This is a genomic window from Acinetobacter sp. YH12231 (assembly GCF_013417755.1).
In the GTDB taxonomy this organism is placed as follows: domain Bacteria; phylum Pseudomonadota; class Gammaproteobacteria; order Pseudomonadales; family Moraxellaceae; genus Acinetobacter; species Acinetobacter amyesii.
Genome location: NZ_VPDJ01000029.1, coordinates 1 through 26,257, shown reverse-complemented (window position 1 = coordinate 26,257; position 26,257 = coordinate 1). Strand labels below are relative to the sequence as shown.

General features: G+C 37.1%; 23 protein-coding genes and 5 pseudogenes. 15 read left to right on the top strand and 13 right to left on the bottom strand.

Annotated features, from left to right (window positions below):
- Window positions 1-64: 64 nt before the first annotated feature.
- Window positions 65-1,237, bottom strand: coding sequence for a replication initiation protein (locus FTV11_RS14995; protein WP_127800989.1), 1,173 nt, complete (start codon window positions 1,235-1,237; stop codon window positions 65-67).
- Window positions 1,238-2,093: 856 nt separating this feature from the next.
- Between FTV11_RS14995 and FTV11_RS14990 the strand changes: the two genes are divergently transcribed.
- The 6 genes and pseudogenes from FTV11_RS14990 to FTV11_RS14965 all read left to right on the top strand — a co-directional run.
- On the top strand, window positions 2,094-2,873 hold the full coding sequence (locus FTV11_RS14990; RefSeq protein ID WP_179990956.1) for a ParA family protein: 780 nt from the start codon (window positions 2,094-2,096) through the stop codon (window positions 2,871-2,873).
- Between the two features lie 7 nt (window positions 2,874-2,880).
- On the top strand, window positions 2,881-3,792 hold the full coding sequence (locus FTV11_RS14985) for a ParB/RepB/Spo0J family partition protein (RefSeq protein ID WP_119879449.1): 912 nt from the start codon (window positions 2,881-2,883) through the stop codon (window positions 3,790-3,792).
- 430 nt (window positions 3,793-4,222) lie between these two features.
- A complete protein-coding gene (locus FTV11_RS14980; protein ID WP_179990955.1) occupies window positions 4,223-4,606 on the top strand; it encodes a transposase in 384 nt (127 codons plus the stop codon).
- Window positions 4,603-4,938, top strand: a complete 336-nt coding sequence (gene tnpB, locus FTV11_RS14975; RefSeq protein WP_179990954.1) for an IS66 family insertion sequence element accessory protein TnpB — start codon at window positions 4,603-4,605, stop codon at window positions 4,936-4,938. Before FTV11_RS14980 ends, tnpB begins: the two co-directional genes overlap by 4 nt.
- Window positions 4,939-5,012: 74 nt before the next feature.
- Window positions 5,013-6,371: pseudogene (locus tag FTV11_RS14970) on the top strand (IS66-like element ISAba25 family transposase); the annotation flags it as partial.
- 575 nt (window positions 6,372-6,946) lie between these two features.
- A pseudogene (locus tag FTV11_RS14965) lies at window positions 6,947-7,411 on the top strand (reverse transcriptase N-terminal domain-containing protein); the annotation flags it as partial.
- Window positions 7,412-7,524: 113 nt separating this feature from the next.
- Here the strand turns inward: FTV11_RS14965 and FTV11_RS14960 are convergent.
- The 7 genes and pseudogenes from FTV11_RS14960 to FTV11_RS14930 form a co-directional block, all read right to left on the bottom strand.
- Window positions 7,525-7,746 (bottom strand): annotated as a pseudogene (locus FTV11_RS14960) (cation transporter); the annotation flags it as partial.
- Window positions 7,747-7,922: 176 nt separating this feature from the next.
- Window positions 7,923-8,117 carry a heavy-metal-associated domain-containing protein gene (locus FTV11_RS14955; RefSeq protein WP_179990953.1) on the bottom strand — a complete coding sequence of 65 codons (195 nt, stop codon included), beginning with the start codon at window positions 8,115-8,117 and terminating at the stop codon, window positions 7,923-7,925.
- 748 nt (window positions 8,118-8,865) lie between these two features.
- A complete protein-coding gene (locus tag FTV11_RS14950; RefSeq protein WP_000934717.1) occupies window positions 8,866-10,131 on the bottom strand; it encodes a type II toxin-antitoxin system HipA family toxin in 1,266 nt (421 codons plus the stop codon).
- Window positions 10,131-10,436, bottom strand: coding sequence for a helix-turn-helix domain-containing protein (locus FTV11_RS14945; RefSeq protein ID WP_000366814.1), 306 nt, complete (start codon window positions 10,434-10,436; stop codon window positions 10,131-10,133). Before FTV11_RS14945 ends, FTV11_RS14950 begins: the two co-directional genes overlap by 1 nt.
- 920 nt (window positions 10,437-11,356) lie before the next feature.
- Entirely contained in the window at window positions 11,357-11,614 is a 258-nt protein-coding gene (locus tag FTV11_RS14940) for a hypothetical protein (RefSeq protein ID WP_004726728.1), read from the bottom strand.
- 349 nt (window positions 11,615-11,963) lie between these two features.
- Complete coding sequence (locus tag FTV11_RS14935; protein WP_179990952.1) at window positions 11,964-12,560, bottom strand: putative adenosine monophosphate-protein transferase Fic; 597 nt, start codon at window positions 12,558-12,560, stop codon at window positions 11,964-11,966.
- A 12-nt stretch (window positions 12,561-12,572) separates the two neighbouring features.
- Entirely contained in the window at window positions 12,573-12,740 is a 168-nt protein-coding gene (locus tag FTV11_RS14930; RefSeq protein ID WP_000946583.1) for a YhfG family protein, read from the bottom strand.
- Between the two features lie 317 nt (window positions 12,741-13,057).
- Here FTV11_RS14930 and FTV11_RS14925 point away from each other — a divergent pair, with 317 nt between their 5' ends.
- Genes FTV11_RS14925 through FTV11_RS17345 form a run of 4 tightly spaced genes read left to right on the top strand, consistent with a single transcriptional unit; the run spans window position 13,058 to window position 19,206 of the window.
- On the top strand, window positions 13,058-13,507 hold the full coding sequence (locus FTV11_RS14925) for a hypothetical protein (protein WP_002046161.1): 450 nt from the start codon (window positions 13,058-13,060) through the stop codon (window positions 13,505-13,507).
- Window positions 13,494-15,833: a hypothetical protein gene (locus FTV11_RS14920; protein WP_127800787.1), complete on the top strand. Its 2,340-nt coding sequence runs from the start codon at window positions 13,494-13,496 to the stop codon at window positions 15,831-15,833. Before FTV11_RS14925 ends, FTV11_RS14920 begins: the two co-directional genes overlap by 14 nt.
- Window positions 15,834-15,837: 4 nt before the next feature.
- On the top strand, window positions 15,838-19,038 hold the full coding sequence (locus tag FTV11_RS14915) for a site-specific integrase (protein WP_127800785.1): 3,201 nt from the start codon (window positions 15,838-15,840) through the stop codon (window positions 19,036-19,038).
- Window positions 19,039-19,098: 60 nt separating this feature from the next.
- Window positions 19,099-19,206, top strand: coding sequence for a hypothetical protein (locus tag FTV11_RS17345; RefSeq protein ID WP_372551473.1), 108 nt, complete (start codon window positions 19,099-19,101; stop codon window positions 19,204-19,206).
- 144 nt (window positions 19,207-19,350) lie between these two features.
- On the opposite strand, the gene FTV11_RS14910 is transcribed toward FTV11_RS17345, so the two are convergent.
- Both FTV11_RS14910 and FTV11_RS14905 read right to left on the bottom strand, forming a co-directional pair.
- Complete coding sequence (locus tag FTV11_RS14910) at window positions 19,351-19,569, bottom strand: hypothetical protein (protein WP_000550047.1); 219 nt, start codon at window positions 19,567-19,569, stop codon at window positions 19,351-19,353.
- A 30-nt stretch (window positions 19,570-19,599) separates the two neighbouring features.
- Window positions 19,600-20,982: an IS200/IS605 family accessory protein TnpB-related protein gene (locus FTV11_RS14905; protein WP_159153749.1), complete on the bottom strand. Its 1,383-nt coding sequence runs from the start codon at window positions 20,980-20,982 to the stop codon at window positions 19,600-19,602.
- A 642-nt stretch (window positions 20,983-21,624) separates the two neighbouring features.
- Here FTV11_RS14905 and FTV11_RS14900 point away from each other — a divergent pair.
- Window positions 21,625-22,824, top strand: a complete 1,200-nt coding sequence (locus FTV11_RS14900) for an integrase arm-type DNA-binding domain-containing protein (RefSeq protein ID WP_005245164.1) — start codon at window positions 21,625-21,627, stop codon at window positions 22,822-22,824.
- A 41-nt stretch (window positions 22,825-22,865) separates the two neighbouring features.
- On the opposite strand, the gene FTV11_RS14895 is transcribed toward FTV11_RS14900, so the two are convergent.
- The gene (locus tag FTV11_RS14895; protein ID WP_005245163.1) at window positions 22,866-23,279 is read right to left on the bottom strand and encodes a Cd(II)/Pb(II)-responsive transcriptional regulator; all 414 of its coding nucleotides are present in this window, start codon (window positions 23,277-23,279) and stop codon (window positions 22,866-22,868) included.
- Between the two features lie 79 nt (window positions 23,280-23,358).
- Here FTV11_RS14895 and FTV11_RS14890 point away from each other — a divergent pair, with 79 nt between their 5' ends.
- Window positions 23,359-23,763: a hypothetical protein gene (locus FTV11_RS14890; protein WP_163146585.1), complete on the top strand. Its 405-nt coding sequence runs from the start codon at window positions 23,359-23,361 to the stop codon at window positions 23,761-23,763.
- Window positions 23,750-24,637 carry a cation diffusion facilitator family transporter gene (locus FTV11_RS14885; RefSeq protein ID WP_127800877.1) on the top strand — a complete coding sequence of 296 codons (888 nt, stop codon included), beginning with the start codon at window positions 23,750-23,752 and terminating at the stop codon, window positions 24,635-24,637. The genes FTV11_RS14890 and FTV11_RS14885 overlap by 14 nt, the downstream gene beginning before the upstream one ends.
- Window positions 24,638-24,721: 84 nt before the next feature.
- Here the strand turns inward: FTV11_RS14885 and FTV11_RS14880 are convergent.
- Window positions 24,722-24,946: pseudogene (locus tag FTV11_RS14880) on the bottom strand (efflux RND transporter permease subunit); the annotation flags it as partial.
- Between FTV11_RS14880 and FTV11_RS14875 the strand changes: the two are divergent.
- Window positions 24,946-25,089 (top strand): annotated as a pseudogene (locus tag FTV11_RS14875) (antitoxin HicB); the annotation flags it as partial. The pseudogenes FTV11_RS14880 and FTV11_RS14875 sit on opposite strands and share 1 nt — an antisense overlap.
- Window positions 25,090-25,341: 252 nt before the next feature.
- On the opposite strand, the gene FTV11_RS14870 reads toward FTV11_RS14875, so the two are convergent.
- Window positions 25,342-25,593 (bottom strand): hypothetical protein, encoded by a 252-nt coding sequence (locus FTV11_RS14870; protein WP_004658363.1) that lies wholly within the window; start codon window positions 25,591-25,593, stop codon window positions 25,342-25,344.
- A gap of 194 nt (window positions 25,594-25,787) precedes the next feature.
- On the opposite strand from FTV11_RS14870, the gene FTV11_RS14865 reads away from it, so the two are divergent.
- On the top strand, window positions 25,788-26,009 hold the full coding sequence (locus FTV11_RS14865) for a helix-turn-helix transcriptional regulator (RefSeq protein ID WP_004658364.1): 222 nt from the start codon (window positions 25,788-25,790) through the stop codon (window positions 26,007-26,009).
- Window positions 26,010-26,257 lie beyond the last annotated feature (248 nt).

Below are 26,257 nucleotides of genomic sequence, written 5' to 3'. Positions count from 1 at the left end.
CCTTACCACTTGTATTCTTTACGAACATATATCTAAAAAGTGTAGCAAGTTGCTACACTTTTCGCTAGATCAACTCTTTACCAAAAATATCATTCAGTCTTTCACGAATACTATGGACGAATTCCGGATTACTTTTAAGTTTATGCTTCATATTTCGTTTAAAGTCATTCAACCCCATACCAATTTCAGCAAAATCCATTTGGAATAAAGTGTCATTAATGACAATATTTGCTTGAGAGTCAGTGAGGCATCCTACTTTTTTAAACCACTTCTTGAACTGCTGATAATTTTCATCATTATTAAAAATATACCAAGAACGTACATTCATATCGAATTTAGCCCCTAATTCTTTTACGGATGCATTGTCTTCAAATGGAACATCAAGATAGATTTTTTCAATCACTGCAAATTCATCCAGTGCCTTATCAGCAATCCGATGATGCAGTTTAAAATTCACACCTACAATTGGACGGCCTTTCTTAACGGTTTCATACTCTAACTGTAGATCTGTATTTTCGTTAATTTCTGCCACTATTTTGTCTAATACATAGCGTCTAAAATCTACCCAGCGATCATATTTGGTTTCATTAATATCAATCAGTGCTTTCAAGTTTTCTAAAAGTAATGGCACTTCATAACTCTTTTGATTGGCGTACTTAAATTCGTTTTTAATGAAATAAGTATAAAGACTCATACTGGCAACAGAATCTAGGGCAAAAAGATGTTTTAGCTGATAGGTAGTAAAATTACCCCCAGCCAGTTGAGTGAAATACGGCAACACCTCACTGGTAAAACGAATCTGAATCGCATTTTTAGAATCATCTTCCCATCTTAACTCACGGATAATGGGAACGACAGAATGTACTTTTTTAGTCTTTCTCTTACCATTATCAGCTGGCTCCTCAATAATAAAATGAGCTACCCGGGATGAAAGCTCTTTATAAATCCGATCTATTGCAACATTAATTGAATTACGTTTATTTAATCCTAGTAAATCTGCCAAATCATCCTTATACAAATAAATATAAGTTTGTTCGGTAATTTCACCATCTACCCTATTTTTCTCACTATAATTCGCAACCGCCATTGCATATAAAAGTGCCTTATATTCATTGGCTGATAATTCGATTGGGCGAATTAAACGGTTACTGGTACTGACAACGCCATTATGGCGAATGTTGCCTATACAGTAAGGAATATAATTCGATTCTTCTTGCAATGGTTCAGATTCTGTCATAACCGTGATATTTATAATTTAACTTAGTTTTTATATACAAAAGTGGAAAAACTTTCAAGACTTTCACCACAATATTCTAAAAGTGGAAAGTTTGTCATCAAAAAGAAGCATTTTAGCCGATTTCCTGCACTTAAAGTGGAATTAATTATAATCTTTCCACCCCATGATGACAGACCTTCCACCTTTAGTCTCGAAATTACAGTTCAGAAGGTCTATTTTTACTTTTTTCATTCAGGTCTAGTTAGGTTAAGTCAGATAAAAACCCTGATGTGACAAGGCTTCCACCTTTTTGTTAGATTTAAAAGGTATAACTGCACATATAATCATCAGGAAATATCCAATAAAAACAGATTATCCACAGGTTAAGAAGATACAGTGACAATCTTTCCACCTTTAAAGCTTAGTTATGAGACTTTATTAACAGCTTAAATATTTGTTTTTTAAATTATTTTTAAATAAAAATAGCAGTTATAAAAATAGTAGTGACAAACCTTCCACCCTAGTGACAGACCTTCCACTTTATAGTGACAAACCTTCCACTTTATAGTGACAGACCTTCCACTTTACGGTGACAGACCTTCCACTTTATAGTGACAAACCTTCCACTTTATAGTGACAAACCTTCCACTTTTAAAGTTACAAGCACTTGTTTTATATAATAAAAATATGATCCTAATTATTAATTAGCTAAATAACTAATTATTCTAATTTTTAATTAAGCTAGCTTAGTTAAAAATTTATTTTTTAAGTTGTTTTACAGCTGAATAAATAGGATTTATAAATTTAAAAACTATAGTAAGATGAATGAAAGTTATTTATATTACTAAACATTGAAATAAGGAAGCATCTGACACGCATGTCTGCAAAAATTATTACTGTTGCTAACCATAAAGGCGGATGTGGCAAAACAACGACTGTTGTACACCTAGCCTCAGAACTTGCCAATCTTGGCTACAAAGTTTTAGTCATTGATTTAGATCCTCAAGCAAACGCAAGTTTACACATTGGGATCCAACATCCAAGCGAAATTGCTGTCACTACAGCAGAATTACTAGTGGGCGATATTTCGTTGTTGGCAGATGCATTACAAGAAGAAACGAACTTTGAAAAAGTATCATTAATTTATGGTTCCTTAAATTTAGGAAAAACTGAAGATCAACTAAAAGAAGAAGCTCCCCGTCCTTCTGAAGAGTTAAATATCAAGTTAAAACTATTAAAAGATCTTTATGATTTTATATTGATCGACTGTCCACCTAGCCTTAAATTATTAACAAGCAATGCCTTGGCATCTTCAACACATGTCATTATCCCTATCGAATCAGGATCACAATATGGATTGTATGGGGTAACAGATCTTTTAAATCATCTTGAAAAAATCAAACGTATTAATCCAGATTTAGAGCTTTTAGGCGCTTTACTAATTAAGCATGATGAACGTCAGAATGTCTGTAAGCTGATTCGGGATGAAGCCTTGAAACAGGTAGGTAAAATTTTAGAAACCACAATTCCTCAAAGTACTAAAGTCAATCAAGCAGCGATTCTGCAACAACCACTTTTGAAAGTAGAAAAAAATTCAAAAGTACGTAAGGCTTTTGAAAGCCTTGCCAATGAAATTGTAGTGAAAATTAAAACCTGAGAGCATTATGGCAAGCACCAAAGAGCTTTTAGCTCAGAAACTGAAACAGAATACAGAAAAACATCAGCAAGCACAGAAAGACAATATTAAAGAGCCGAAAGAGTTTAGACGTAATGTCCCTATTGAGGATATCAGCCGAAGTCCAAACCAGCCGCGTAAAATATTTGAAGAGTCACAGTTAAAAGAACTGGCGGATTCTATTAATGAAATCGGCCTTTTGCAGCCCATTACAGTGCGTAAACTGGATAATCTGAAATATGAACTGATTGCAGGCGAGCGACGCTTACGGGCACATCAATTACTCGGAAAGTCTGTGATTGAAGCCATTATAATTGATGCAAATAATGTAGAAGCATCTTTGTTAACCCTGGCAGAGAATTTAAAGCGTCAGGATCTGACAGATTATGAGATTTTTATTGGCCTGAACTCACTTGATGAGAAATTAAAGAAAAACAAGCAACGTTTAGCCAATTCACTGGGTTTAAATCGCGAAGATATGTACAAGTATTTAGCATACGAAAAACTGCCGCAAGCAATTTTAAATGACCTTGATGTGGAACCAGGCTTGCTAGGCCGTACTGCTGCAACTGCATTCAAAAAATTTCTATCGGATCATCTTGAACAACTCTCTGAAGCCGAAGTGGCCTTACTCGGAGCTTGGGAAAAATTAAAAGACAAAAAACTCGAGCAAAGCAAAGTTACTACTTATGCTGAAAAACTATTGAGTCAGAATCCAGAAAAACTGACCACAACATCCGTGGTCAGAAAAATTGAATATGCCGGTAAGATTGCGGGGAATATCAAACTGAATCAAAAACAGCTTAAGGTTTCTCTGAATATCTCGGAAATTGACGAAGCCAGTCTCTTACAATTAGAAGATTTCTTAAAACAGCTGATTCAAAAAAGCGAAAAAGTGTAGCAAGTTGCTACACTTTCTTAGCACCCTGAAACTAATTACATCCTCATGCATTATTGAAATTTATTTTCTTAAGTATGCTTCTTTACATTTGGTCTTTGAGAGTACTGTTACTTCGGACTGAGATTAAATTCTGCCTTTCTTCTTGTGGAGTAGTTTTATATTTATCCGGAAATATTATATATGTCCATATAAGCACTCCCAGTTTTCAGGTTTTGTATCAAAATAATCAATTCTTATCAGATTTTTCGATAGGGAAGTATATGTGCTGGTGGAACATAAATAATTTGGTGGTGTTTCAAAAGGTATGCTGCCGTTAAAAAAATACGTTATTAAGGTAAAAGAAAGTAAGCATCCAGCTAACACAGCCTTACCAAGCGATCCTATAAGCCTTAATTTAGTTCCCACCTAAAAACAAGTGGGGACTTAATCTATGAACATGGATATATATTCAGCAACACCTCCTGTTGCTAAAAAACGCAGAACATACAGCAAAGAATTCAAATTCAGTATTGTCAATGCCTGCAAAAATCCTAATACCTCGATCGCTTCGGTCGCACTGCAACATAGTATTAATGCCAACCTTGTCAGTCGTTGGATCAGGATCTTCAGCCATCATGATGGTGCCGTGCAGGATCCTACTCATGTGAATCCAGCATTTATTGCTTTGCCTTACACTGCTGCAATCAGCCAACCTATTGATGAGAGGATCACGTTGTGTATCACCGTGCCTCATACGAATAATGATATTCAGCTAAAATGGCAGACATCAGAAATACCTGCCTTGGCAGAATTACTCAAGGCACTGGCAACATGATCCGTATCAATGAAATTTGGCTCTCTACCCAGCCCATGGACATGCGTGCAGGTATGGATACGACCATGGCTCAGGTGGTGAGAGCCTTTGGCTACATCAAACCGCATTGCGCCTACCTGTTCTGTAATAAACGTGGTCATCGTATGAAAGTGCTGGTACATGATGGACTGGGCATCTGGCTGTGTGCCAGGCGGCTGGAACAGGGAAAATTCCACTGGGCTCAAGTTCACCAAGGTGAAACCGTGGTCCTCAACCCGGAACAGTTACAGGCATTAATCCAGGGTTTGCCCTGGCAGCGCATTGGACGACAGCAAGTGGTAACAATGCTCTAAACCAAGCTCGGCTATTCTGCTATTCTCCAAACGTTCTATTTCATTCTCTTCATGACCTCAGGCATACTGCGGTCATGAATACGCTGCCTGACTTAAGCCAACTGACCCATGAACAACTGCTGGAATTTACCCGGCAGTTGGCGATGCAGCATCAGTCTCTAGCACAATCAAACCAGCAATTAGATTCTAAAGTTCAACATCTTTCTATTCTCAATCAAAAATACGAGCATGAACTGGCGCTGTTTAAAAAGCACAAATTCGCCCAAAAGAATGAACACTTAACGGCAAAACAAATCCATCTGTGGGATGAAGCGGTTGAAGAAGATATTGCCGCGGTTGATCTAGAACTGGAACGGCTAAATGCAGATAAAACTAATGCAGCGACACAGAAAGCCAAAACCAATAAACCTAAACGTCGACCACTGCCAGATCATCTACACACCATCCGTATTGAGCATGAACCTGCATCAACCCAATGTGCTTGTGGCTGCCAACTCCGTCGTATCGGCGAAGATGTCAGTGAAAAACTGCATTTCAGACCGGCACAGTTCTATAAGGAACAGCATGTGCGTGGTAAATGGGTCTGTGATCAGTGTGACACTCTGACTCAGCAAGCGATGCCCGCCTATGTGATTGATAAAGGCATTGCTTCACCTGAATTGCTCAGCCATGTGCTGGTATCGAAGTATGCCGATCATTTGCCGCTGTACCGTCAATGTCTGATCTATCAGCGGGCGGGAATCGAACTTTCTAGATCAACTTTATCTGACTGGATAGGTCGCTGCGGTGTAGAACTGGAACCTCTGGCCAATGCCTTAAAAGAGGTGGTACTACAACAGCAGGTGCTGCATGCAGATGAAACACCGGTCACCATCATGCGGATGGGTGAGAATAATAAAAAACCGAAGAAAGGTTATGTCTGGGCCTATGCCACTACACAGTACAATCCAGTTCAGGCGGTGATCTATGACTTTCAGGATAGTCGTTCAGGCCAGCATGCTGAAGAGTTCTTGAAAGGCTGGCAGGGCTATCTAGTCTGTGATGATTACAGTGGTTATAAAGCACGCTTTAAATCAGGCGATGTCATTGAGGTGGGCTGCATGGCGCATGCACGTCGTAAATTCCATGAACTGCATGTAACTGGGAAAAGTCAGGTCGCTGAACAGGCATTAGTGCTGATTCAGAAACTGTATGCGATAGAAGCAGAGCTCAGGAAAAAGACCGATGGTACAGCGGAAGACCGCCGCGAATACCGACAACAGCATAGTCAACCAGTGATGCAACAACTATATGAATGGCTCAACCAACATCATCTGACAGTGCCATCGAGTTCTCCCACCGCCAAGGCCATCAATTACACTCTGAAGCGTTGGCCAGCTTTAAGCCGCTATCTGGATGATGGCAATCTACCGATTTGCAATAATTGGGTCGAGGTGCGACACGAAGTCGCTTAATGAAGTTGTTCCCCCTGCGGGAACCACCCGTGTCACCGGGTGAATCTAGAAGGCTGAATAAAGAGCGCCTTCGACAATGTAACGAGGCACCGCAAGGTGCGGGGTATCAATCGTGAGAGGCGTACCCTTCTGGCAGCCATAGCCGGACAAGGGCTAGATAATCGGTATGGTGAACACATGTGAATCTGCGTAACGATCGTCAAGTTGAACGAGCGGAAATGGCTGATACGCTCGAACCAAAACGGTAATGGAGGTGGGAATTGCGTCTTTCGACTACGCATTCGTGACCCATACGCCTCCCGGTCGATAGCAGGCACCTAAGCCGATGTACTTCAGTAAGCGGAACGTGGAAATCCCGTATTACTCCCATTGGGAAAGCAGTTTGCAAAAACTGCCCATGGTGATGCGGGCGAAGGAACGAGGAAAAAGCGAATGCCAGTCTGTAATGGGTTGGATAGAGGTTGAAACATTACCCCACGCGAAAGCGGGCTGACGTCCTTATGGTCTCTCATCACAAGAGAGTGTGTAGAACCCTTTTAATGGAGGGAGAGCAAATGAATGCAGCAGTATCAGCGTGTGCACCTTCCAGCACATCGTGGGACAGCATCGATTGGATTGCTGTACAGCGTCATGTCAGAGGGCTGCAAGCGCGTATTGTGAAGGCGGTACAAGACGGCAGGCATAACAAGGCGAAAGCTTTGCAATGGCTGCTGACTCACTCGTTTAGTGGCAAAGCATTGGCCGTCAAACGAGTGTCTGAAAACAAAGGCAAAAACACGGCTGGGGTCGACAAGGTGACTTGGAATACACCCAAGGCCAAGACCGGTGCGATGATGTCGTTGAAGAGGCGAGGTTACACGCCCCTTCCGCTTCGGAGAGTCCTTATTCCGAAGAAAAATGGCAAGATGAGACCTCTCGGGATACCCACGATGAAATGCCGGGCCATGCAGGCGCTCCATCTGCTGGCTTTGGAACCCATCGCGGAGACCACTGCTGATCGGAACTCTTATGGATTCAGGGCTTTGTTGCACAAAGATTTCATAACTATATGATTTTAAAAGTTTTGATTGTTTTTTGATCCAAAATTAAATTTATTTAAATCAGATGCTTACATATTTATGCAACAAAGCCCTTCGTAGCCTGCTTTTTCTACGGCTTTAATTAAAGTAGCGCGATCAAGTGGTTGATGCGCATAAATGACTGCTTTTTCGGTAGCCAGATTTACATGAGCCGATTCAACACCCTCAACAGATTTTAAAGCTTTTTCCACACGGCCTACACAAGAAGCACATGTCATCCCCTCAATCTCTAATGTTTCACTGTAGTGTGGCGTATCAGTCATTTCGGTACTCATATACGATCTCTATCATTTAGATATGCTGAGTTCTATATGCGAAGATCAGCTCGAACCAAGATTAGGTGGAATTCAGGGATTACTTTTATTTCAAGCAAGTACAGGTTTTATCTGTACGATGAGGAAAATAAGAGAGTAAAAGTGGTAAGGAATTCCCACTGTTACTCTAACAGAGATTAAGCAGGATCAGCTGTAAATCCACGCTCACTGAGAGTGGCAATGACTTGATCCTGACTCACCGTTGTGTTGATTTCAATAATACGGTTTTGTAAATCAATATCGAGTGAGGCATTCGAGTCGAGCTCTTTAATTGCGGTAGTAATGCCGCGTGCACAACCACCACAAGTCATATTAGCGATGTGAAATTTCATATGTTGCTCCTTTTTAACAAAACATTTGTTTAAAACATTAGAACAGTAACTCTAAACTTTCACCATACAACCAGCCTTTTTCTGAATCAGTTACTCGCTGTAACTTGGTCTGTTTACAACCTTACAGTTTTCTTCAGAGTATTCCAAAGAAGAGTGTTCTAATGACTACAGTAAATAACACTAAATATAAAAAAAATGGAAGAATAATTTACTAAGTTATTGTTTTTAAGTTGATCCTTGTTTTATATGGGGGTGATAATAACTTCTGATTACTAGTTTTTACCTTAAATATACCGATTGAAAGATTCATTTAAAGGCTATGAATACATGAGTTTTACAGTTTGGCTAGGTCAGCATGAGTACTTTTCACAAGATTTAAGATCGACCATGAACGTGATTAAGTTATAGGGGATTGATGAAATAGTTTTTATGAATTTCTGGCTTTCTGGGCTGATTTTATCAAATTCATGTCTATGCAAAATTGCGACATATTTCTCGTGCTGGTAGTTATCCAGAGTTTGGTCTGCATCTATCCATAGTGCAGACCTTTTTTTGGTGACAGTTTTTTCTTAGTGATTTTCGATCTGGATGTAGTGATTTCACGTTTGCAGAATATATCTTGGCGGTGATCCATCTAATATTCGTGATTATAAAGAGAGCTAATTCACAGGTTCTACAGATTATGTAGCGACTAACTATATCAAAGTCTATTTGCAGTTGATGGTTGGCGCTTAGTTTATATTTACGCTTAGGTTTCAGTTAAAAAATCAATATTCTGTTGAATCCGTGATTGAATCATCTGTAGGGTAGATTCTCGAATTTGATGGGGATACAGGCGCTGCGCAATTTGACTAAATTGAAGTGCAATTTCACGCATGGTCAAGATGATCTCATCGACTTCTAGAGTAGTCAGATTAGCTTCTGAAGTACCGAGTTTATGTATGTCATTTCGGGAAATATTGAGCGCTTCTCCCATAATGTCCATTTGATGATAACCACCTGGACCCTCGCAGAAGGTCACATCATAGGCTGGAGCCAATTTCCATTGACCATTTTTCTCCATGAGAAATGAAAAGTTCTTAGTATGGTCATCCCGATTATTGAAAAGCACATTAAACACAGCACGTTTAAAAGCATGCAATCTTTCTCGTACATCTTGCGTACACATCAAGGTTGCCCGGAGAAAATTGCGATAGTCTAGGCTACCTGGAACTTTATAGTCTGCTCCTGTATATGCAGCCAAACTCTGCATTGGAATCCGCATACCATTTTGACGATCGAATCGTTTAGAAGCAAAAGCCGTTAAACCATTGGGCAAATTAAAGAAATGGGTATCTGGAGTCTCAATTGCACAAAGTCGCAAACATTCTGCATAGACGGCTTCAATGGCGCAGACTTCAGGATGCTCTTGCTGAGCAGGAAACTTAATCAGCCAGGCTTCATGTTGATCAGAATCTTGAGTCGAAAACTCTAAATTGACAGGATCTCGGTAAACCAACGCTTTTGGTCTGGCACCTTGAGGGGAGCCACCCATGACCAATAAATGCTGTAGAAATTCACCACCTTCACCTTTGAGTACTTCTTGAACTTCCTGGGCCAGTTGTTGTAAAGGGATATTTTCTGAGGTTTGCATGTCAGCAACACAAGGTTCAAAGGAGAGGGCACCCATTGCGTGACTACTAATATAGGTCAGACGCTCCAAAGGTCCAATTCGTGCTGAATTTAAGCCAATTTTTTTGAAATATCGATCCATCAACATCATGCCCCAACCATCTGGTAAAGCGTCATAGACTGGACCTGGGAGTCCCATTTGATGAGTAGGAAAACCTTGTCTGAATGGTAGACCTTTTAAAGGCAGCAAGTAAGAAGAGAGCTCAACACCTTGCTGTATTGCTTCTGGACTATATTCAAAAGCAATGGTGGGTCTACCTGTCGTGGCTGTTGAACTAATCAGCGTTCCCCATAACCATGATTCGCCCCAACCGTTGTAATAAACATTAAGTCTATTGAGCATTATCCCTTCCTCTTAATACGGTGGCGCTTACTTTGACTCTCATAGCGAAGAATGTCATTCACACTGTTAAGCTGAGGTTTAAATAGTTCCTGAAGTTCGTTTAATCGACCCAAGACCATTGCAATACGGACTAAATTTTCAACAGATACATTTCGTCCCGCTTCAAGATTCGAAACTGTATTCACGCCGACACCAGCGCGTGCTGCTACCTCAGCTTGAGACATCTCCAGAAAGAGTCGTTGCTTACGTAAACGCTCACCTAAAAGAGTCACAACTTCTTCTGGTTTAGTGAAATATAAATCCATTAAATTGGGTCTTAAGAATGAATAATTTAATTAAATCACAAAATAATGGAATTAATCTATAGCTATAGTGTGGCTAAGGAGGGCTTTGTTGCACAGCACATCAGAAGGGTAGGTATAGTCCTTGGGTATCGGTTACAGAAAATCATCAGGATGTACTTTGACTGATTGTTGATACGGAGATTTCAGTATTTTCATTTTTCCTAATAGGTCACATTACTTAGAAAGGGTTCTTCGAAAATTAGTTCATACTTTAAAAATCCTATAAATATTGAGGATATTTTCTTAATGCTTTCAATATAGCATGCGGCTATATGTAACTCGAACGGGCTTAATCTGCCTTTCAGTATAAATTTTTTGGGCGTGAGAGGGGAGAGGTGTGAGGGCAAGCAATTTATATCGTGGATACTTCTAAATTACTTATGTAATAGAAGGTGGTAAACATGGATTTAGAGGTAATAACACTAAATATAAAAAAATTGGAAGAATAATTTATTAAATTATTGTTTTTATGTGGTTATTGGTGATGTTATGAATAATAATAACTTTTTTCTTGATGAATTTTACCTAAAAAAATTGATCAGATAATTTTCTTTAAATGTCATGCATACATAAATTTGACAGTTTGAAGGGATCGGTATGTGCATTTTTCACAAGGTTAAAGATCGACCATAAATGTGATAAACGGCAGAGGATCATTGAAAAATGAATGGATTTAAACACTACATGTATGCACGAAAAAAAGTATCGCTGCGGTTCTGCTGACAGGCTGTATTGAGCATTGAATGCAAATGATGTAGTAATTGTCTACAGGCTATAGGACCAGCATGAAGAAGAATGAAATGTAGTTGCCAATTTATAACCTTGGTTGAAAAGCATAGCATTGTTATTCGGAGAAGTGAGGTAAGCCATCCTTCTCTTATTCATTTAAAATGATTCTTACTCAACTGATCTCGACTCATGGGCTGGTTCCAATTAGACGGATAATAACTTCCATCCCCTATCTTTTTCTTACCACATTTCTTGCATTTAATCCCTTCTTTGGAGATTTGATTCAGCATCACTGTTGTCGGTTGAATCAAATCAATGACATAGTTCGTTGGTTCAGGAAAAGCAGAAGAGGCTGCTTTATTGCAAAAGAGAACATTCGGATCAAATGGATTGGATTGCACAAAAGCCATGATACAGCCACAGAGTAATTCACCTGCATGTAATCTGTAACATCCATTCAGGTCATCAGACGAAGATTAATCTGAAATTTAAGCACTAAACACCATAAATCTATGTATGGGCAGACTTTTTTGAGACATATGTTGATAAACATGCGGCAAGTTACATTGCTTAAAAGTCTATCTAAGTTAACGATCTATTCAATTCTGGATAAGTAATCTGAATATTACGATCCTAAATTACCCGAAGAGTATTAAGATTTCTAAGAATCGTGATTGTTGGTTTATTTGGGAAATTAATCAGTGGATTGAAGCAAAGATGATGGCTCATTAAGGATTGTGGGCTTCGACTACTTAAATTTTAGGTATTTTGAATAAAGCATATTTCAAAAATCTTAATTAATGGATTTAAATTACCATAAAAACCTTCAATATTGGCTTGAATCCATTGTTGTTGAGAGTCAATGCGAGACCAATCAATACCATAACCACAATGAGCAATCAGATGCTCAAAGAAAATCCGTTGTGTACGTCCATTACCTTCACGGAATGGGTGTATGACATTAAGCTCACAATACAAGTCGGCAAGTTGAGGAATCAGTTGTTGTGGTGCTAAGCCTTGAAAGTATTTTTTTTCTTGAAGCGGTTTGAGTAGTTTATTGGTTTCAATTTCAATACGGGAAAAATTACAAAAACGGGTGTCACCTTTGGAAATATCGATTTGTCTTAACTTTCCTGCCCAGTCGTATAAGTCGCCAAAGAGCTGCGCATGAATTGATTTTAAGTATTGTAAGTCGTAAGGTGGTTCAGCATATTCAATTAAGTTACTTGCCAATCCAGACAGTTCTAGTTCAGCTTGTTCTAAAATTTGTTCATCACGAATATTGAGTTTGTTCTTTAGGATATTTGTGCCAGGGTAACAATACAGGCTGTCACCCATTTCCCCATATTTATCCATACATGCACCTGACTAAGATTCGGGTTGCGAATACTTCTTATATTTTTGCAAGATTTCAGCTTTACTTTGTTGAGTTGTTTGAGCTGTCGTTGTAATGCCTTCAAGCTTTAGGCTGGCTTGATAGTTTTGCGAACGTGTCGCTTGAATATATTTTCTTTTCTGTTCAGTGGTTCTGAGCATTTCGAAACTCCATTGATGCTACACGTGAAGTAAGTATAGCAGAGAATCTTTTTGATCAATGCTGCATACACAGCATTTCTAAAATGTAATACAACGGTATTGTTTCATGTAATAACAGAAAACTAAAAAAAAGTGGAAGAATTCTTAAAATTTAGACCGTCATAGATAAGCAAACCGTATGTATTTGTTGAGAATTGTAATTTTGAGAAAATTTAGTTGATAAATTAAATGAAGTTTCATATACAAAGATATGCTCATTTTTTAAATCGATAAAAATGTTAAGATTTGACTATTTGGTAAAAAATATAGAAATTTTTATGGGGCAATTTATCATGCCCTTTTGCTTTGACCGAAAAAATGTTCAACTTGAGATAGTAAAAATTAACTCAGAACTACTGAAAATCAAAAAGATTAAACAGAGTCAGAAAGTAGTAGTACAAGCAAAGTTCAAAATAATCTATGTGAAAATTTGGCAAAAAATCTTGCTATTGATGCAAACGGAGCCAGGCTTACGTGTGCATTCTAATTATGTTGCAATCTTACAGTTGATACATAATCTTGATGATTTTATCGAAAAATCACAACAACACTTGTGCTTTGAAAGAAAAGCTCAGAAAGAACTGGATGCTAAATTTTTTGCAAGATTTTTTAAGCTAACAAAGAATTCAATAAAGGATCAACTTTTACCAAATCGTTCTGATCACAATGAATTTAAACAATGCAACGTGATAAAAATATTAAGCGAAAATGAATATGCCAAACATTGAAACACAAGAGCAATTCTTAGATTTAGCAGAAAAATATCAACAAGATTATTGTCTATTACGTGATGATATTGTAAATACACAATTTGTCGATCTATCAGATGATTTGTATAAAGATGTCTACGCTCTATACAAATTAGCACAACAAATTTATAGCTATATATCAGGCTCCAGACAGATCGGTAAGTATTCTTTTTTAGCTGCTGTGAGTTTTTTTGCATGTCCAGATTCTAGTAATACACAAGAGCTGTCATCGCAACGTTATTTGATTCTACAAGCGAGTTTTTTAACATATCGGCAGTATCAAGAATTTGCAAAAATTGATAAAGCTGAGAATAAGCAAAAACATGTTTGTGACCTATTACGCTATGTCTCACGATATGTGCTGGATTCTAATCATGCTGAATTATTTCATGAATGTAGTAAGCTGCTAAATTGTTATGTCACGTACGAACGTAATTTGAAAAAAGAGGATCGTAATCAACTTTTTAATATTAAAGATTTCGAACAAGTACAAGTCATAGAGTATTTATCGGCTCTATTAATAATTTTTAAAAGACTAGATGATCGTCGTGTAGTTCATCGTCAGCGTAAGTCAAAAAAAAGCAAAGTTTTGCAATGGCCGACGAAAAATGAACTCAAAAAATTTCGTGAAATTAAAACGGGTAAGCAAGTAGATATTGGACATAACGCAAAGATTAGTATTTATGATGCCGCTCTTCACAAAGATGAAGAGGGTGAAGTTGATCTATTAGATCCTGAAATGGAGTTTTATTCAGAAGATGAAAAGTCTAAAAATTTAAATTATATACTCAGCGATAATGCGACGCATCTAATGCGGCATCGCCAGCGCCGTCATGCTCCTTTTGTTACAAATCCACATTATTTGGCGCCAGATATACTGAAGCAAATTGTTTATGTGTTGAGAACCGAGTTATCCGGGCACTGGAGGGATGCTGCAATCGCTGCAGCATGTTTATTGTCACTTTTGACGGGATTATCACCCGTCGCACTGATGGATTTTAACGAGCTTATTCAAGATGGAATTTTGATCCAGAATGGTTCAAGTAGACGTCGCGAATATTTACTCAAATTAAATCTTAAAATTACAGAGCAGAAGATTAAGAGCTTAAATCATGTGCGGTGGAATGAAGTGATGACACATCAACTACATTTACCTTCTGCTTGGTTTGACTATATAGAACAAGCATCGAATCCACTAATTTCATCAACACACATTAATACGAAACTTAAGAATTGGCTTGATAATCGGTTTGTAGGTTCGATCACTGTAGAAAAACTGCAGGCTCAATTATATTTTCATATATATTATGAAACATATAATGAATATCTTGCTCATGTAATTGCTGGGCGGGATAGTCAGCATCACATGCCTGGTATCTATTATGGCGGGCTACCGAAAACTCAACTCAGTAGCACATATCTAGCCTTTTTAGAAAAAGCACTTACACCACATTCCACACATTTTACTGAAGACACGGCTGAACTAAAAATATTGCAACAACAATTCAAAGTGCAATCTGCATTATCTATAGGAAGGATAGGGAGCCAACTGGCACTTGAACCCAATTTTGTGAAAGAGCAATTCCATATTTTACATAGACATTGTCACGAAAACATCCAAGAAGATAAGCACATTATTAATCAACTTAATGCATATGCGTGTTGGATGTGGCATATCAGTTTGTTGAGTTTGGCAAGTCGGCCTAAAAAAAACCTGTTGGGGAATTTGGATGATTATTGTGTTGAGCTCAAGCTTTTATATGTGAATGATAAAAAAAATAGTAAAGCAAGAAAAGATGGTCGTTTTATCCCTTTATCTGATTTTTTCATAAAAACACTGCAAAATTACACTGCCTTTTTAGAACAAATTATTGAAGCGTACGGTTCATTTTTTAGACAAGTCTTTGCAAAGAAGAAGATAACTGTAAATGATCTTTTTGGTAAGGTCATTTTTAGTAAAGATATCTTGCCGATAACTGTCAAAGAATGGCAGAGCAGGAAAATTAAGTTAATCCCTTTATCGAGAAAATGGGTGAATTCATATATGCAAGGAGTCTTTCCAAAGAATATGTATTCGAATTGGTTACGTCATTTTGACATGAACTTTTTGATGCATGAGCAGCAAGAGGGTAAACCAGCATTAGCTTTTCACTTAATTCAGGCCCTGTATGGTCATGACCAACGTGACCGAGAGGCTTTTCATCCGCATTCTTCACTTATCCCGAATGTCTATGTACAGCAAGCCCGCCAGCAATTGCAAGATAATGTCAAATCTTTATCGATTAAACACTTAGAGCGAAAATAGTTGTATGCAAAAAATCAAAGAACTAATAAAACCACAACTAGATGATCTATTTGTTGATATTCATAAAATGGTGAAAAAGTCGCTAGATAGACAGCCTTCTCCACCTGAAGTATTGACGAAAGAAATGCAGCAAAAACTTGATCAGCAGATCGCTGAAAAATGGCATGACATTAAAGATAGTGTTGATTGTTTGAGTCAAAAGTTGAGCCGAGACGAACAATCAAAACTGATGCAATTTACTGAAGATGAATTTAATAAAAGAAGGAAGCAATTCAACCAGAATGTAGATAAAAAATCATACAGAATTAAGCTAAATCCACATACTAAACGGATCGTACTGCCTAGAAAAATTGAGAGTACAGAGTCACGGTTAGAACAGGGGCATCTACATATCCATGTACTTAAGGAATTAAGGCAGTATTGGCAAGATTCATTTGAATATTGGAATGAACCAAAGTACTTATGGGGAAATTTATGCTTAAGTTTTATATATATTTCAGGCTGTGCAGATGAACAGCATTTGATTGCTATTCAGAAGCAATTGCAGGAGGCCATTGAGCTTGGTACAGATCTGAATTGTTTTCGGTTATACCATTCGGACTACAAAAAAATCACTAATCCATTGTTACTACATTATCGTGTTGAAAACTCTCAATATGGCAACGATGTAGAACAGGGAAAGTTGTACCAATGGAAACATGTTTTTTTTAACCCATATGCGCAGTTCATTTTGCAATATTTAAAAAAGTTGAAAGCTGCTCAGAAAGAATTTTGTCTGCAACATTCAGTTGAAGATTGTATTTTAGAAAGCTTGAGTAAGATAGGCAGGAAAAAAAGTCTTGGGGATCTGCAATATCAAATTAAACGCCGTGGATTTCGTGCATTTAATGATGTGCAAATGGTACTCGAATTTAATCCAAACCTCAGCATAGATATATTTTTGAGTAATGTGCTTCAGCAAGAGATTAATACTGTTGCTTTAAGGCCATCCGAATTTAGATTGCTGTGGAATAATGATTACAATCAAGTCACAGAACCAGATAATCGCCCTATTCATTTTGAACAAGAGCAGTTACTTCCTGAAGTTCCGACTGTTCAAAGCAAATTACAAACGATTCCGTATGAGTTGATGTTGTTTGGTCAAAAGAAACGTAAAGGTCAAAAAGTTGAGCGTTTAGATAAAAAGAGGAATAAAGAAGAACGCACGCTACGTTTTTGGCAAGAAACTAGAAGGGTGTTAGAGGAGAAGATAGTTGATGCTAATACGGAGGAAAAGTCTTTAATTGATGCTCAACTACGCTTAATTCACTGGTTAATGCATTTAAAAAAACGAGGGCTTCAATTATCAACTATTGAAAGCTACTTAGGATCGTTTGGCAAAGAATTTATATTTGAGATTTGGCTCAATAAATTAGATTTAAAGCAACAATCCATAGATGACTATGAGGATTTATATCGGCAGCTATTGAAATACAGCAGTGAACGTGATGAAAAAGCAGTTCAACGAGATTCGGTGAAAGGAAAAACCTCTCGTAAGATGCACCAAAGCGCAGAATACCGTTTTGGTCGCCTAAAAGATTTTCATCAATTCTGTATAGAGAATTATGATGCTCCAGGGGTATTGGTGTTACAGAATTCAAGTTTTAAGCATTTACAAATTTGCAATGCACGGCTAGTGAGTCCTTTGCTATTTGGCAAATTATTGGAAAAACTAGAAAATTTAAGTCAAGAGCCAACGGCATCAGAGTGGGTCGATCATCTGAGTTGTTTAAAGCTGATGTATTTACTAAGTTATAGAACTGGACTTCGATTAAATGAAGTTCGTTGTCTTAAAATACAAGATATTATTTGCCCAGAGCTACTTTATAAAGAAAAAGAAAATACAGTTTTTAATAATATCACGCTTCATATCCAAGACAATTCATATCGCCGTCTGAAAACGCGAAGTGCGAATCGTCAAATACCATTGAAAATTGCATTGTCAGAACATGAGTTTTTAGTAGTACAACGTTACATACAACATCGTTATGAGCAATATTTGGTTAATCAGCAGGATGATCTACTTTTTAGTGTGAATCATCGTGTATTAACTGATCAATGTATCAGCAAAATTACAGTAGATTTGTTTAGTCAAATATTAGGTATGCATCATGGCTTTAGTTTTCATACATTACGCCACAGTGCTGCTAACTATCTAGCAATAACTTTGCTCGGTTCAAAAGAAATGATCAAGACCTACACAGATTGTCCTTGGGTAAAAGCAAAAAAGATGAGGGATTTATTGTTTGGTATGAAAGCACGTGCTCAAGAAGAGATTATTCAACATAAATGGCAGGTGCTCGCCTCTTGGATGGGGCATAGCAGTATTGAGCAAACGGCTTCAAATTACCTTCATGTTTTGGATTTATTAGCAGTCGATCGAATTTATAATTCGCCGTGTATCATTTCAAAAAAAGTATTAGAACAGTGTTTTAGTCCAGTGAAGTCAAGTACAGACTACATAAACCTAAATCGTTATACTCAGCAGCAGAAATGGTTTAATTCTTATCAGCAAACACAGCCAGTTACGATGGCTGGCCGACAAGAAAAGAAGTTTAGTATAGAGAAGAGTACTCTGACACCTTTTCAACGTTTGATAAGTTTTAGAGAAGGTCGATTAAGCGAAGATACCCAAGCTCAAGAATGGATGCAACGATGTCAATGGATGAGCACTAAATGGATGGATCGCCAAAAATTTAATTTAAAAACGAATTATGTTTATAGTAAGAATTTAGAAGAGAGTTGGTTTGATGAACTTTACGAAAAGGCTAAAAAACTGACTCGTCCAGATGAAATAATTCCTCTCCTTGATTTTCATTATAAAGATGATAGGCAGCAAGATGCACTGAAAGAAAAGAACATGGTTAAGGCGCTTAAAATATTATTATTATTTGGAAAACTGCGTAAGAATTTTCTACATTTTCAATGCCGAATGAAAGGTGATGAGCAACAAATTGTTAATTTTATTACTGGTATAGAGCCAATGTTAGGAGATCATCTGTATTTAGAAAAACAAAACTACCCAGTTAATTTGGATGCTCCTGAGCGAACCGTTAAATTTAGTTTTCAAAGAGTTGTCGGCTCTAACAAAAAAAATGTTACTCCGCTGGTTATATTTAATTTAATGTTAAAAATGATGCAAAAAGATGAACTCTGGATCAAATAGCCTAAGCATGTTAAAGGGGAATTGTTTAGAAATTTCCCTGTTTATAAGTAAACTGCCTTTATGAAAAGCACCATGCTGACTTGGATTAATAAGCGGAATGTAGTATCACAGTTTGATCGCTGGATTTACGAAAATGGTGTGAAGATTAGCGGTATGGTAAATCGATGAGCTAAAGTGTTGTAGTCCAAACTCGATCTGACAATTACCCATTTTTTAGTGTGCCCGTCAGGTTAAATTTGAACTGAATTTTTCTCAGCCCAAATTCATTTCCAATCAAGTTATGTTTCAAGTGGCGTGCGAACACTGCACAATTTAATTCACGGTGCCTAAGACAGGTATCAACTTCGGACCAGCCATTCTAGCTTTGCTAATGATTTCCACCAGCTCATCATAAGTCAGTTCAAACTTATCCTCACTATCAAATACATAGACCATATTCTTGCCTTCATGTTCAGGTGGAGTAGGTGGTACAAATCGTTTCGGGATAAGAATTTGTGCGAGTTGTTCGTCAGTTAATTTAAATAAGTGCATGTTTTTATCCTACTGTTCCTTAAAATGTATTCAAACATACTCAAGGACTAATTCGCACTCTGTTAATGTCTTGTTGCCAAGCGTGTAACTAGAGCCTGAGTCGGTCAGTTCCGACTTGTAGCGGTCAGTCCGTTCTTGCAATATACGCTTTACAGTTTTGTAAGGCGTATAACGACTTATCTCATTGTCGTTTAATCTTGCAAGCACGTTTCTCGCAGCATTCCAATCAGCTTGCACAACTTCCCCATTGAAACGGTGAAAACGATCTCCCTTACGTGTACCTATTAAAAGGCCATGCAAGAAAGAATCACTTTGCGAAGTATATGCAGAATTGACTAGATGCACCGTAGAACCTCTACGGTGAGATATAGAAGTTAGGGCATTAGCTAACAAACCTTTAGCCCATGTATTTAAGCGTCTATTGGTGTTTTTGCCATAGTTGCGTTTACTTTGAATTGGGGATGTTAAATCTTCCGCAACAATCACTTTGGCTTTATCAACCAACTTGTGAGTTGCTGTAAATATTAATGTTTTGAGCTTTGCTTTTTGAGTATCTTGTCGCTTATCTAGTTTTTTTCGACCTAGATTATTTAACTCAATTTTCTGTTTCTTGTGTGGTTTAGCTTTAGCAATCGCTCTGAGCTTGTTTCTGTGCTTGTACTTTTGATTTAAATAATCTGATTCACTTGAGATCAGCTTGCCTAGACCACTCCCATATACATCGCCATCAGAGTCCACAAAAGCTTCTGAGTACCCTTTATCAACACCTACGGTTTCCTGACCACAATCCTGTGTTTCAACTGCATCATAAGTTGAGTGAACTTCAACATTACCGTTTTTTAGAATGATTCTAAGTGTGCCTTGTGGCGCAAAATCAACAGTCGTATTTAATGGGATTTTAATGGTTTGTCGAGGGATTAGGCTTGGTACTTTAAGCCAACATTGACCATTTAACTCAAAGGTTTTACACATATCCGCACGAACAATAATTTGATTATGTGTGTGATTAACACCATGCTTAAAGTGATTACGCATTTGACGATGGAGGAAATTATCAGTCATCCATTCATCTTTTTTAAGCAAGGTGTATAGTCTTTTTTGTTCATTATTACAGGAGGTGCGTTTTCGGATCGCCTGCTTTACTTTGTCTTTTGATGCTTCTCGATAGGCTTTAATATCACCTATGCAATCACGTAGCGTTTCTTTCCACGCATTTGCAGAAACACCAAAGTCACGACTTTCTTTCATCCACGCATCACGAATAGCTCTGTCACTGATATTCAAACCTGAAATAGCACCATATTTAGCCCACACCTCGCTACGAATACGACCAAGTAAAACAGCTTGTTTCTCAAGCTGTTTGTACTTTTGCACATTCAAGTTTTTACAATGGTGGATGCGTGTTAATTTCACAAAGTCATGCCTAGGTTAAGGGATTGGATAATCAATAGATATGGATGCTAATATACCAAGACACTCACCTAAAATACAAAAGATAATCATTTAAATCTCTAATAAATACCCACCTTGCCACTACTGAATCGACATAGACAAAATGAGAACTTATGCAAATATTTGTCTATATTTTTAGTTATAGTTAATTACTCTCGTAAAACAGCTGACGAAGTCCGAGATAGAATCATTGCGTCAAAACAAACGTGATGCTTATGCACTTATGATGAAAATGAATTAATTATTATTTAATTAAGTTAAAAGACTGCTATATAGCGGTCTTTTTTGTTTTTGAGCTCTACAAATTTTAATGAGTACATATAGTTACTTTTATAAAAATGATAATAAAGGGTAGAGGAGGTCATCTAAGAATTTAAAGCACAAGACTTATTTAACATTGATGACAGAAAAAGTGAGTTGTTGGGAACTTAAAGAAGAGGTGGTACTTATAATGGTTACTAAAATACAAATACTTAAAATATTAAATATATAAAACAATATATTACAAATATATATGATGCGTAGTGTACGCATCATACATAAAGCGTTCTATTTTGATATAATTGATCCAATCAACCCATTGTTAGGTTTCATTTAAATTCCATGAGTCTTACTGAAATTAAAGTTCGCCAAGCTCATTGTAAGGAAAAAACCAGTTTTTTATCCGATGAAGATGGGCTTAGCCTGAAGATTGAGCCGAGTGGAAGAAAATCTTGGTGCTATCGCTATACAGATCCACAAACTAAAAAACGTCGACGCATTCAGTTAGGTCGTTATCCTGATTTATCGCTGAAAAAGGCACGACAAGTCAGAGATGACTTTAAAGACAATGATTTCTGTTTTGAACAAGATACTGCCTCTAATGTCATCACCTTTGGTAAGGTCGGGGAGGAGTGGTTACAGTTCAAACTGAAAAATGCCTTCAACGATCTACCCCGCTGTGGTGTACTACAGTTAGCAGAAAGATGCTTACAGCAAGATATTTATCCAGACCTTCAGGATCTACCTTTTCAAAACATCAAGCGTTATGACCTGGTTTCAGTAATCAAAAAAATAGAGGGACGCCAAGTAAAAGAACCTGTCAAGAAAGCTTGTAGTTATTTGAACCAAATTTATGACTACGCTGTAGCGATGGGTTATTGTGAATTCAACATCGCGCATGGTTTAAATAAAATCGCCATTAACAGTAAAATCAAGAAAAATTATCCGTATTTGAAAGCGGAGGATATATCTGATTTTAAGTATAAATTACAAAAATTGGATGCCCATCCGATTATTAAAAAAGCACTGCTGTTCAAATTACATACTGGCGTGCGAGGGGCTGAATTGTTATTGGCTGAGCCTCATCATTTTGATTTAAATGAAAAAGTCTGGAAAATACCTGCCTTGCATATTAAACAGTTTCGACGAAAAGTCATATTAGGCCATGAGATTCCCGACTTCTTAGTTCCACTTTCAGATCAGGCTTTAGATATTTTAAAAGACGTCATGCAATGGTCATACGGTGAAAAGTACATTTTTGCTAGCCCACGGAAACATAATCAACCGATTCATTTTAATACATTAAATATGGCTATACGTAAGATGGGCTATGGAAAACATCAATTATCCTCTCATGGACTACGTTCCACTTTTAGTACCATTTTGAATGACTCAGGTTTGTTCCAGGATAACTGGATTGAGGCACAACTTTCACATATTGATAAGAACCGTACCCGTGCCAGCTATAATCACGCTGACTATTTAGCCCAGCGGACTGAAATGATGCAGTGGTGGGGTGATTATTTAAGTACTGCTAAGTGAAAATCGTACTTTTATACATAGACTTAAAACATTATGGGGTTTCAAATGGATAGTAAACAATATACTTGCCGTGTTACATGGTCAGCAGAATATAATGAGTATGTTGGGTTGTTCGAACCACAAGCACTAGCCATTTGTTGTAATTCAGCTTTAAGCGCCCTTAATTCTTTCATGCGTTTATTCACTAGTGCAAGTTGCTGATCAATTAATGCATTAACGCTAGAGCAGCTTTCTTCTGGCTTATTTTTTAATTCGATAAGACGTTTAATATCATTGAGTGATATATCTAGGCTGCGACAATGCTTTACGAATTCCAATTGTTTAAGTGCTTTGCTATCATACAGCCTGAAATTACCTTCTGAACGATTTGGATTTAACAGTAATCCTTCTCTTTCATAATATCTAATCGTTTGTATTGAACAGCCCGATTTTTTTGACAATTCGCCTATTTTCATCAATTTCCCCCAGACATTTGACTCTATAGTTACTATAGAGTCTATAGTATAAGTATGCAACGAAAAGGATATATAAAAAATGACTGAGAAATATTTAAACAATACGAATATCGTTAATTTTGAACACAAAGATATCCAATCCTTGATCGATCAACGTAGGTGGAAAAACTTGGATAACTTCAACAAAATTGGTGCCGCTTATCAGTTTGTAAAAGATGATTTTTGTGGTTATGGTGTTGCAACAAAGTGCTTTTCATCACCAGATACAGATTGGCGTGGAGAAAATACCTATATTCAAAAAGAAGGTATTCATGATGACTTTGGGCTTTATGATTCCCCTGATGAGTTCTATCTCGAAAAAGGGACTAACTTGTCGGGGTTCAAACGCTGGATATATCAACGCTTGATACGTCACTTGATTAATATGAATGTATCAAAACTAAGAAATAGAAAAGTACTAGAGGTACAAAATGCACAACCATAATCATAGTCATCAACATGGTAAAGATGACCGTATTGGTTGGGCATTTTTCCTTAATGTGACATTCACTATTATCGAATTTATAGGTGGTTGGCTCACTAACAGTACGGCGATAATGGCAGATGCAGTTCACGATCTTGGTGATAGTCTTTCAATAGGTTTTGCGTGGATTTTAAGTCGTTTTTCAGATAAAGAAGCATCAGATAAGTTTAGTTATGGTTATCGTAGACTTACTCTCTTTGGCGCATTGATAAACAGTATTGTTTTAATCATTGGCTCAATTTGGATTTTATTTGAAGCAATTCCAAAGCTGTCCAATCCTGAAATGCCTGTAGTCGAGGGGATGTTAGGGCTAGCGATACTCGGCGTTGCCGTTAACGGATATGCTGTATTAAAATTAAAAGCGGGTGAAACATTAAATGAGAAAGTGCTGACATGGCACCTTCTTGAAGATGTACTTGGATGGGTTGCCGTTCTTATAGTCTCTATCGTACTGTTGTTCGCTGAACTGCCGATATTAGATCCCCTTTTATCAATAGGGTTCACGCTGTTCATCTTGTTTAATGTTTTCAAAAACCTGAAATCAACACTCGTTTTATTTCTTCAAGCTGCACCCGATAAAGAGACTCAAAAGCGTATTAAACTATCACTAATGGAATTTCCTGAAGTTAATGGTATCCACCACATGCACTTTTGGTCACTAGATGGTGAAAGTCACGTTTTAACAGCGCACCTTGAGCTGAGTGACAACTTTGACGTTAAAGAATTAATTAGGCTTAAACAAGAAGTTGCAGCTAAATTATCTTCCTATCATTTATCGCATACAACGATAGAGTTTGAGTTTTTAAATGAAAATTGTCGGGATGAAGCGCAGTAAGCTTTATCAATAAAATGTTGGGCATACAATATTAAAAGCAGCTTAATTAGGCATAACCTAGTAATTAAGCTGCTTTTTTTGATTTTAAATTTCGTCGGATTGCTGTTTGCTACTCTCAGAGCCATGCGCCCATTGATATAAAATAGGCAATACAAACAAAGTTAAAATTGTAGAAGATACAATACCGCCGATAACAACTGTTGCTAGTGGTCGTTGTACTTCTGCACCAATTCCAGTGTTTAACGCCATTGGAATAAAACCTAAACTTGCGACCAGTGCCGTCATTAAAATAGGTCTTAAACGAATGATGTGCTGAGTTTCCATCATTGTCTTGGCTTGATGCGGATCAGTCTAAAGCATTCTCAGGAATAGAGGAGCTCGTTGCTGATGTTGTCGCTGATATGATTAGCAATAATGAAAAAGTTCCTACACCACTCTCCGGGAAAATATAGTAGGCAGTTTGTTGTCCTTGTTCTCAGTGGTTCAACAAAAACTAGCCCTCGAAGCCGCAGAACGTGGCGTGGACATAAATTGTTTAGTATCAGTAAAAAGAGCGATGTAATTTTAGTACGAGTGAGTGATAGAGCAGGAACCTATGCTTCATATATTCAGTAAATGGTATGTTTTTGAATTAATAGGTATTTTTAAATAAAGCTTTCTTTGATTTAGTGCTTTTTATTTAATAAATTAATTTTAAAAACAACTTAGGCTAATTGATAAACACTATCTGGAAAGATTAAAAGAAAATATTTTTTAATTTCTGCTAATTCATTTAAGGCAGGTTCCCTTTCAAGCAGTTGAAATGTCCAAATAAGTACAGCCTGATGATTATCATAGCAAGTATTTACTCCAAGAAAATTAGCCATTCCATAACTTCTATTGATGTTCATTTCTTTAATTAATTGATTTCCTAAGTCACGAGCTTGCTGGCTGATCAATAACTCATTTGGTAACACGGCGGTCATCTCCACAAAATAATCTAATGCAGGTTCAATCCTTATATTTAAAAAGTTATAATTTAGTTGAAATGGATAAAATATACTTTCTATAAGTTGTAATAACCTGCTGTAGGTTAATTTTAGCAAAGTATTACTCAGTCAACAACTTCAAATAACCCACAGCAAGTTATTTTTTGTAAATTAATTTAAATATGATTACTTGTAAGTTATCTAGCCTCATGGGCGATAGAAAAATTTTAAAATTAAGTGAAGTGGTGCATGCAACAGGTATCAATCGCAACACGCTCACAAGTATGTATTATGACCGTGCTGTACGTATTGAATTACCAGTCGCCGATAAGTTGTGTAAGTACTTTAACTGTACGATGAATGATTTGTTTGAGTTTAAGGAAGAAGTTGAAGAAAAAGATTAACTTAATACTTCGTTTGATAAGTTTTTCGAAGAAAAAGACTAGCCAATACTTAGTTTGATAAGTTTTTCTCTGCAGATCTAATATTGAATTTTATAAAATATCATTACAAACAGAGGTGGTTCCACTTGTTTGAACAACTAAAAGCGTATTTATAAGTGATATTCCGCTCTAGTTAAGCCACCTTGTTTTGTTGGGGTAGCTGATCATAGTAAAACTCATTTGGTGTCATTTTGTCTAGACTCGAATGA

Coding starts and splice junctions, on each gene's coding strand:
- FTV11_RS14995 (WP_127800989.1), bottom strand. CDS start 1,237: ATGACAGAATCTGAACCATTGCAAGAAGAATCGAATTATATTCCTTAC.
- FTV11_RS14990 (WP_179990956.1), top strand. CDS start 2,094: ATGTCTGCAAAAATTATTACTGTTGCTAACCATAAAGGCGGATGTGGC.
- FTV11_RS14985 (WP_119879449.1), top strand. CDS start 2,881: ATGGCAAGCACCAAAGAGCTTTTAGCTCAGAAACTGAAACAGAATACA.
- FTV11_RS14980 (WP_179990955.1), top strand. CDS start 4,223: ATGAACATGGATATATATTCAGCAACACCTCCTGTTGCTAAAAAACGC.
- tnpB (WP_179990954.1), top strand. CDS start 4,603: ATGATCCGTATCAATGAAATTTGGCTCTCTACCCAGCCCATGGACATG.
- FTV11_RS14955 (WP_179990953.1), bottom strand. CDS start 8,117: ATGAAATTTCACATCGCTAATATGACTTGTGGTGGTTGTGCACGCGGC.
- FTV11_RS14950 (WP_000934717.1), bottom strand. CDS start 10,131: ATGCTCAATAGACTTAATGTTTATTACAACGGTTGGGGCGAATCATGG.
- FTV11_RS14945 (WP_000366814.1), bottom strand. CDS start 10,436: ATGGATTTATATTTCACTAAACCAGAAGAAGTTGTGACTCTTTTAGGT.
- FTV11_RS14940 (WP_004726728.1), bottom strand. CDS start 11,614: ATGGCTTTTGTGCAATCCAATCCATTTGATCCGAATGTTCTCTTTTGC.
- FTV11_RS14935 (WP_179990952.1), bottom strand. CDS start 12,560: ATGGATAAATATGGGGAAATGGGTGACAGCCTGTATTGTTACCCTGGC.
- FTV11_RS14930 (WP_000946583.1), bottom strand. CDS start 12,740: ATGCTCAGAACCACTGAACAGAAAAGAAAATATATTCAAGCGACACGT.
- FTV11_RS14925 (WP_002046161.1), top strand. CDS start 13,058: ATGGGGCAATTTATCATGCCCTTTTGCTTTGACCGAAAAAATGTTCAA.
- FTV11_RS14920 (WP_127800787.1), top strand. CDS start 13,494: ATGCCAAACATTGAAACACAAGAGCAATTCTTAGATTTAGCAGAAAAA.
- FTV11_RS14915 (WP_127800785.1), top strand. CDS start 15,838: ATGCAAAAAATCAAAGAACTAATAAAACCACAACTAGATGATCTATTT.
- FTV11_RS17345 (WP_372551473.1), top strand. CDS start 19,099: ATGAAAAGCACCATGCTGACTTGGATTAATAAGCGGAATGTAGTATCA.
- FTV11_RS14910 (WP_000550047.1), bottom strand. CDS start 19,569: ATGCACTTATTTAAATTAACTGACGAACAACTCGCACAAATTCTTATC.
- FTV11_RS14900 (WP_005245164.1), top strand. CDS start 21,625: ATGAGTCTTACTGAAATTAAAGTTCGCCAAGCTCATTGTAAGGAAAAA.
- FTV11_RS14895 (WP_005245163.1), bottom strand. CDS start 23,279: ATGAAAATAGGCGAATTGTCAAAAAAATCGGGCTGTTCAATACAAACG.
- FTV11_RS14890 (WP_163146585.1), top strand. CDS start 23,359: ATGACTGAGAAATATTTAAACAATACGAATATCGTTAATTTTGAACAC.
- FTV11_RS14885 (WP_127800877.1), top strand. CDS start 23,750: ATGCACAACCATAATCATAGTCATCAACATGGTAAAGATGACCGTATT.
- FTV11_RS14865 (WP_004658364.1), top strand. CDS start 25,788: ATGATTACTTGTAAGTTATCTAGCCTCATGGGCGATAGAAAAATTTTA.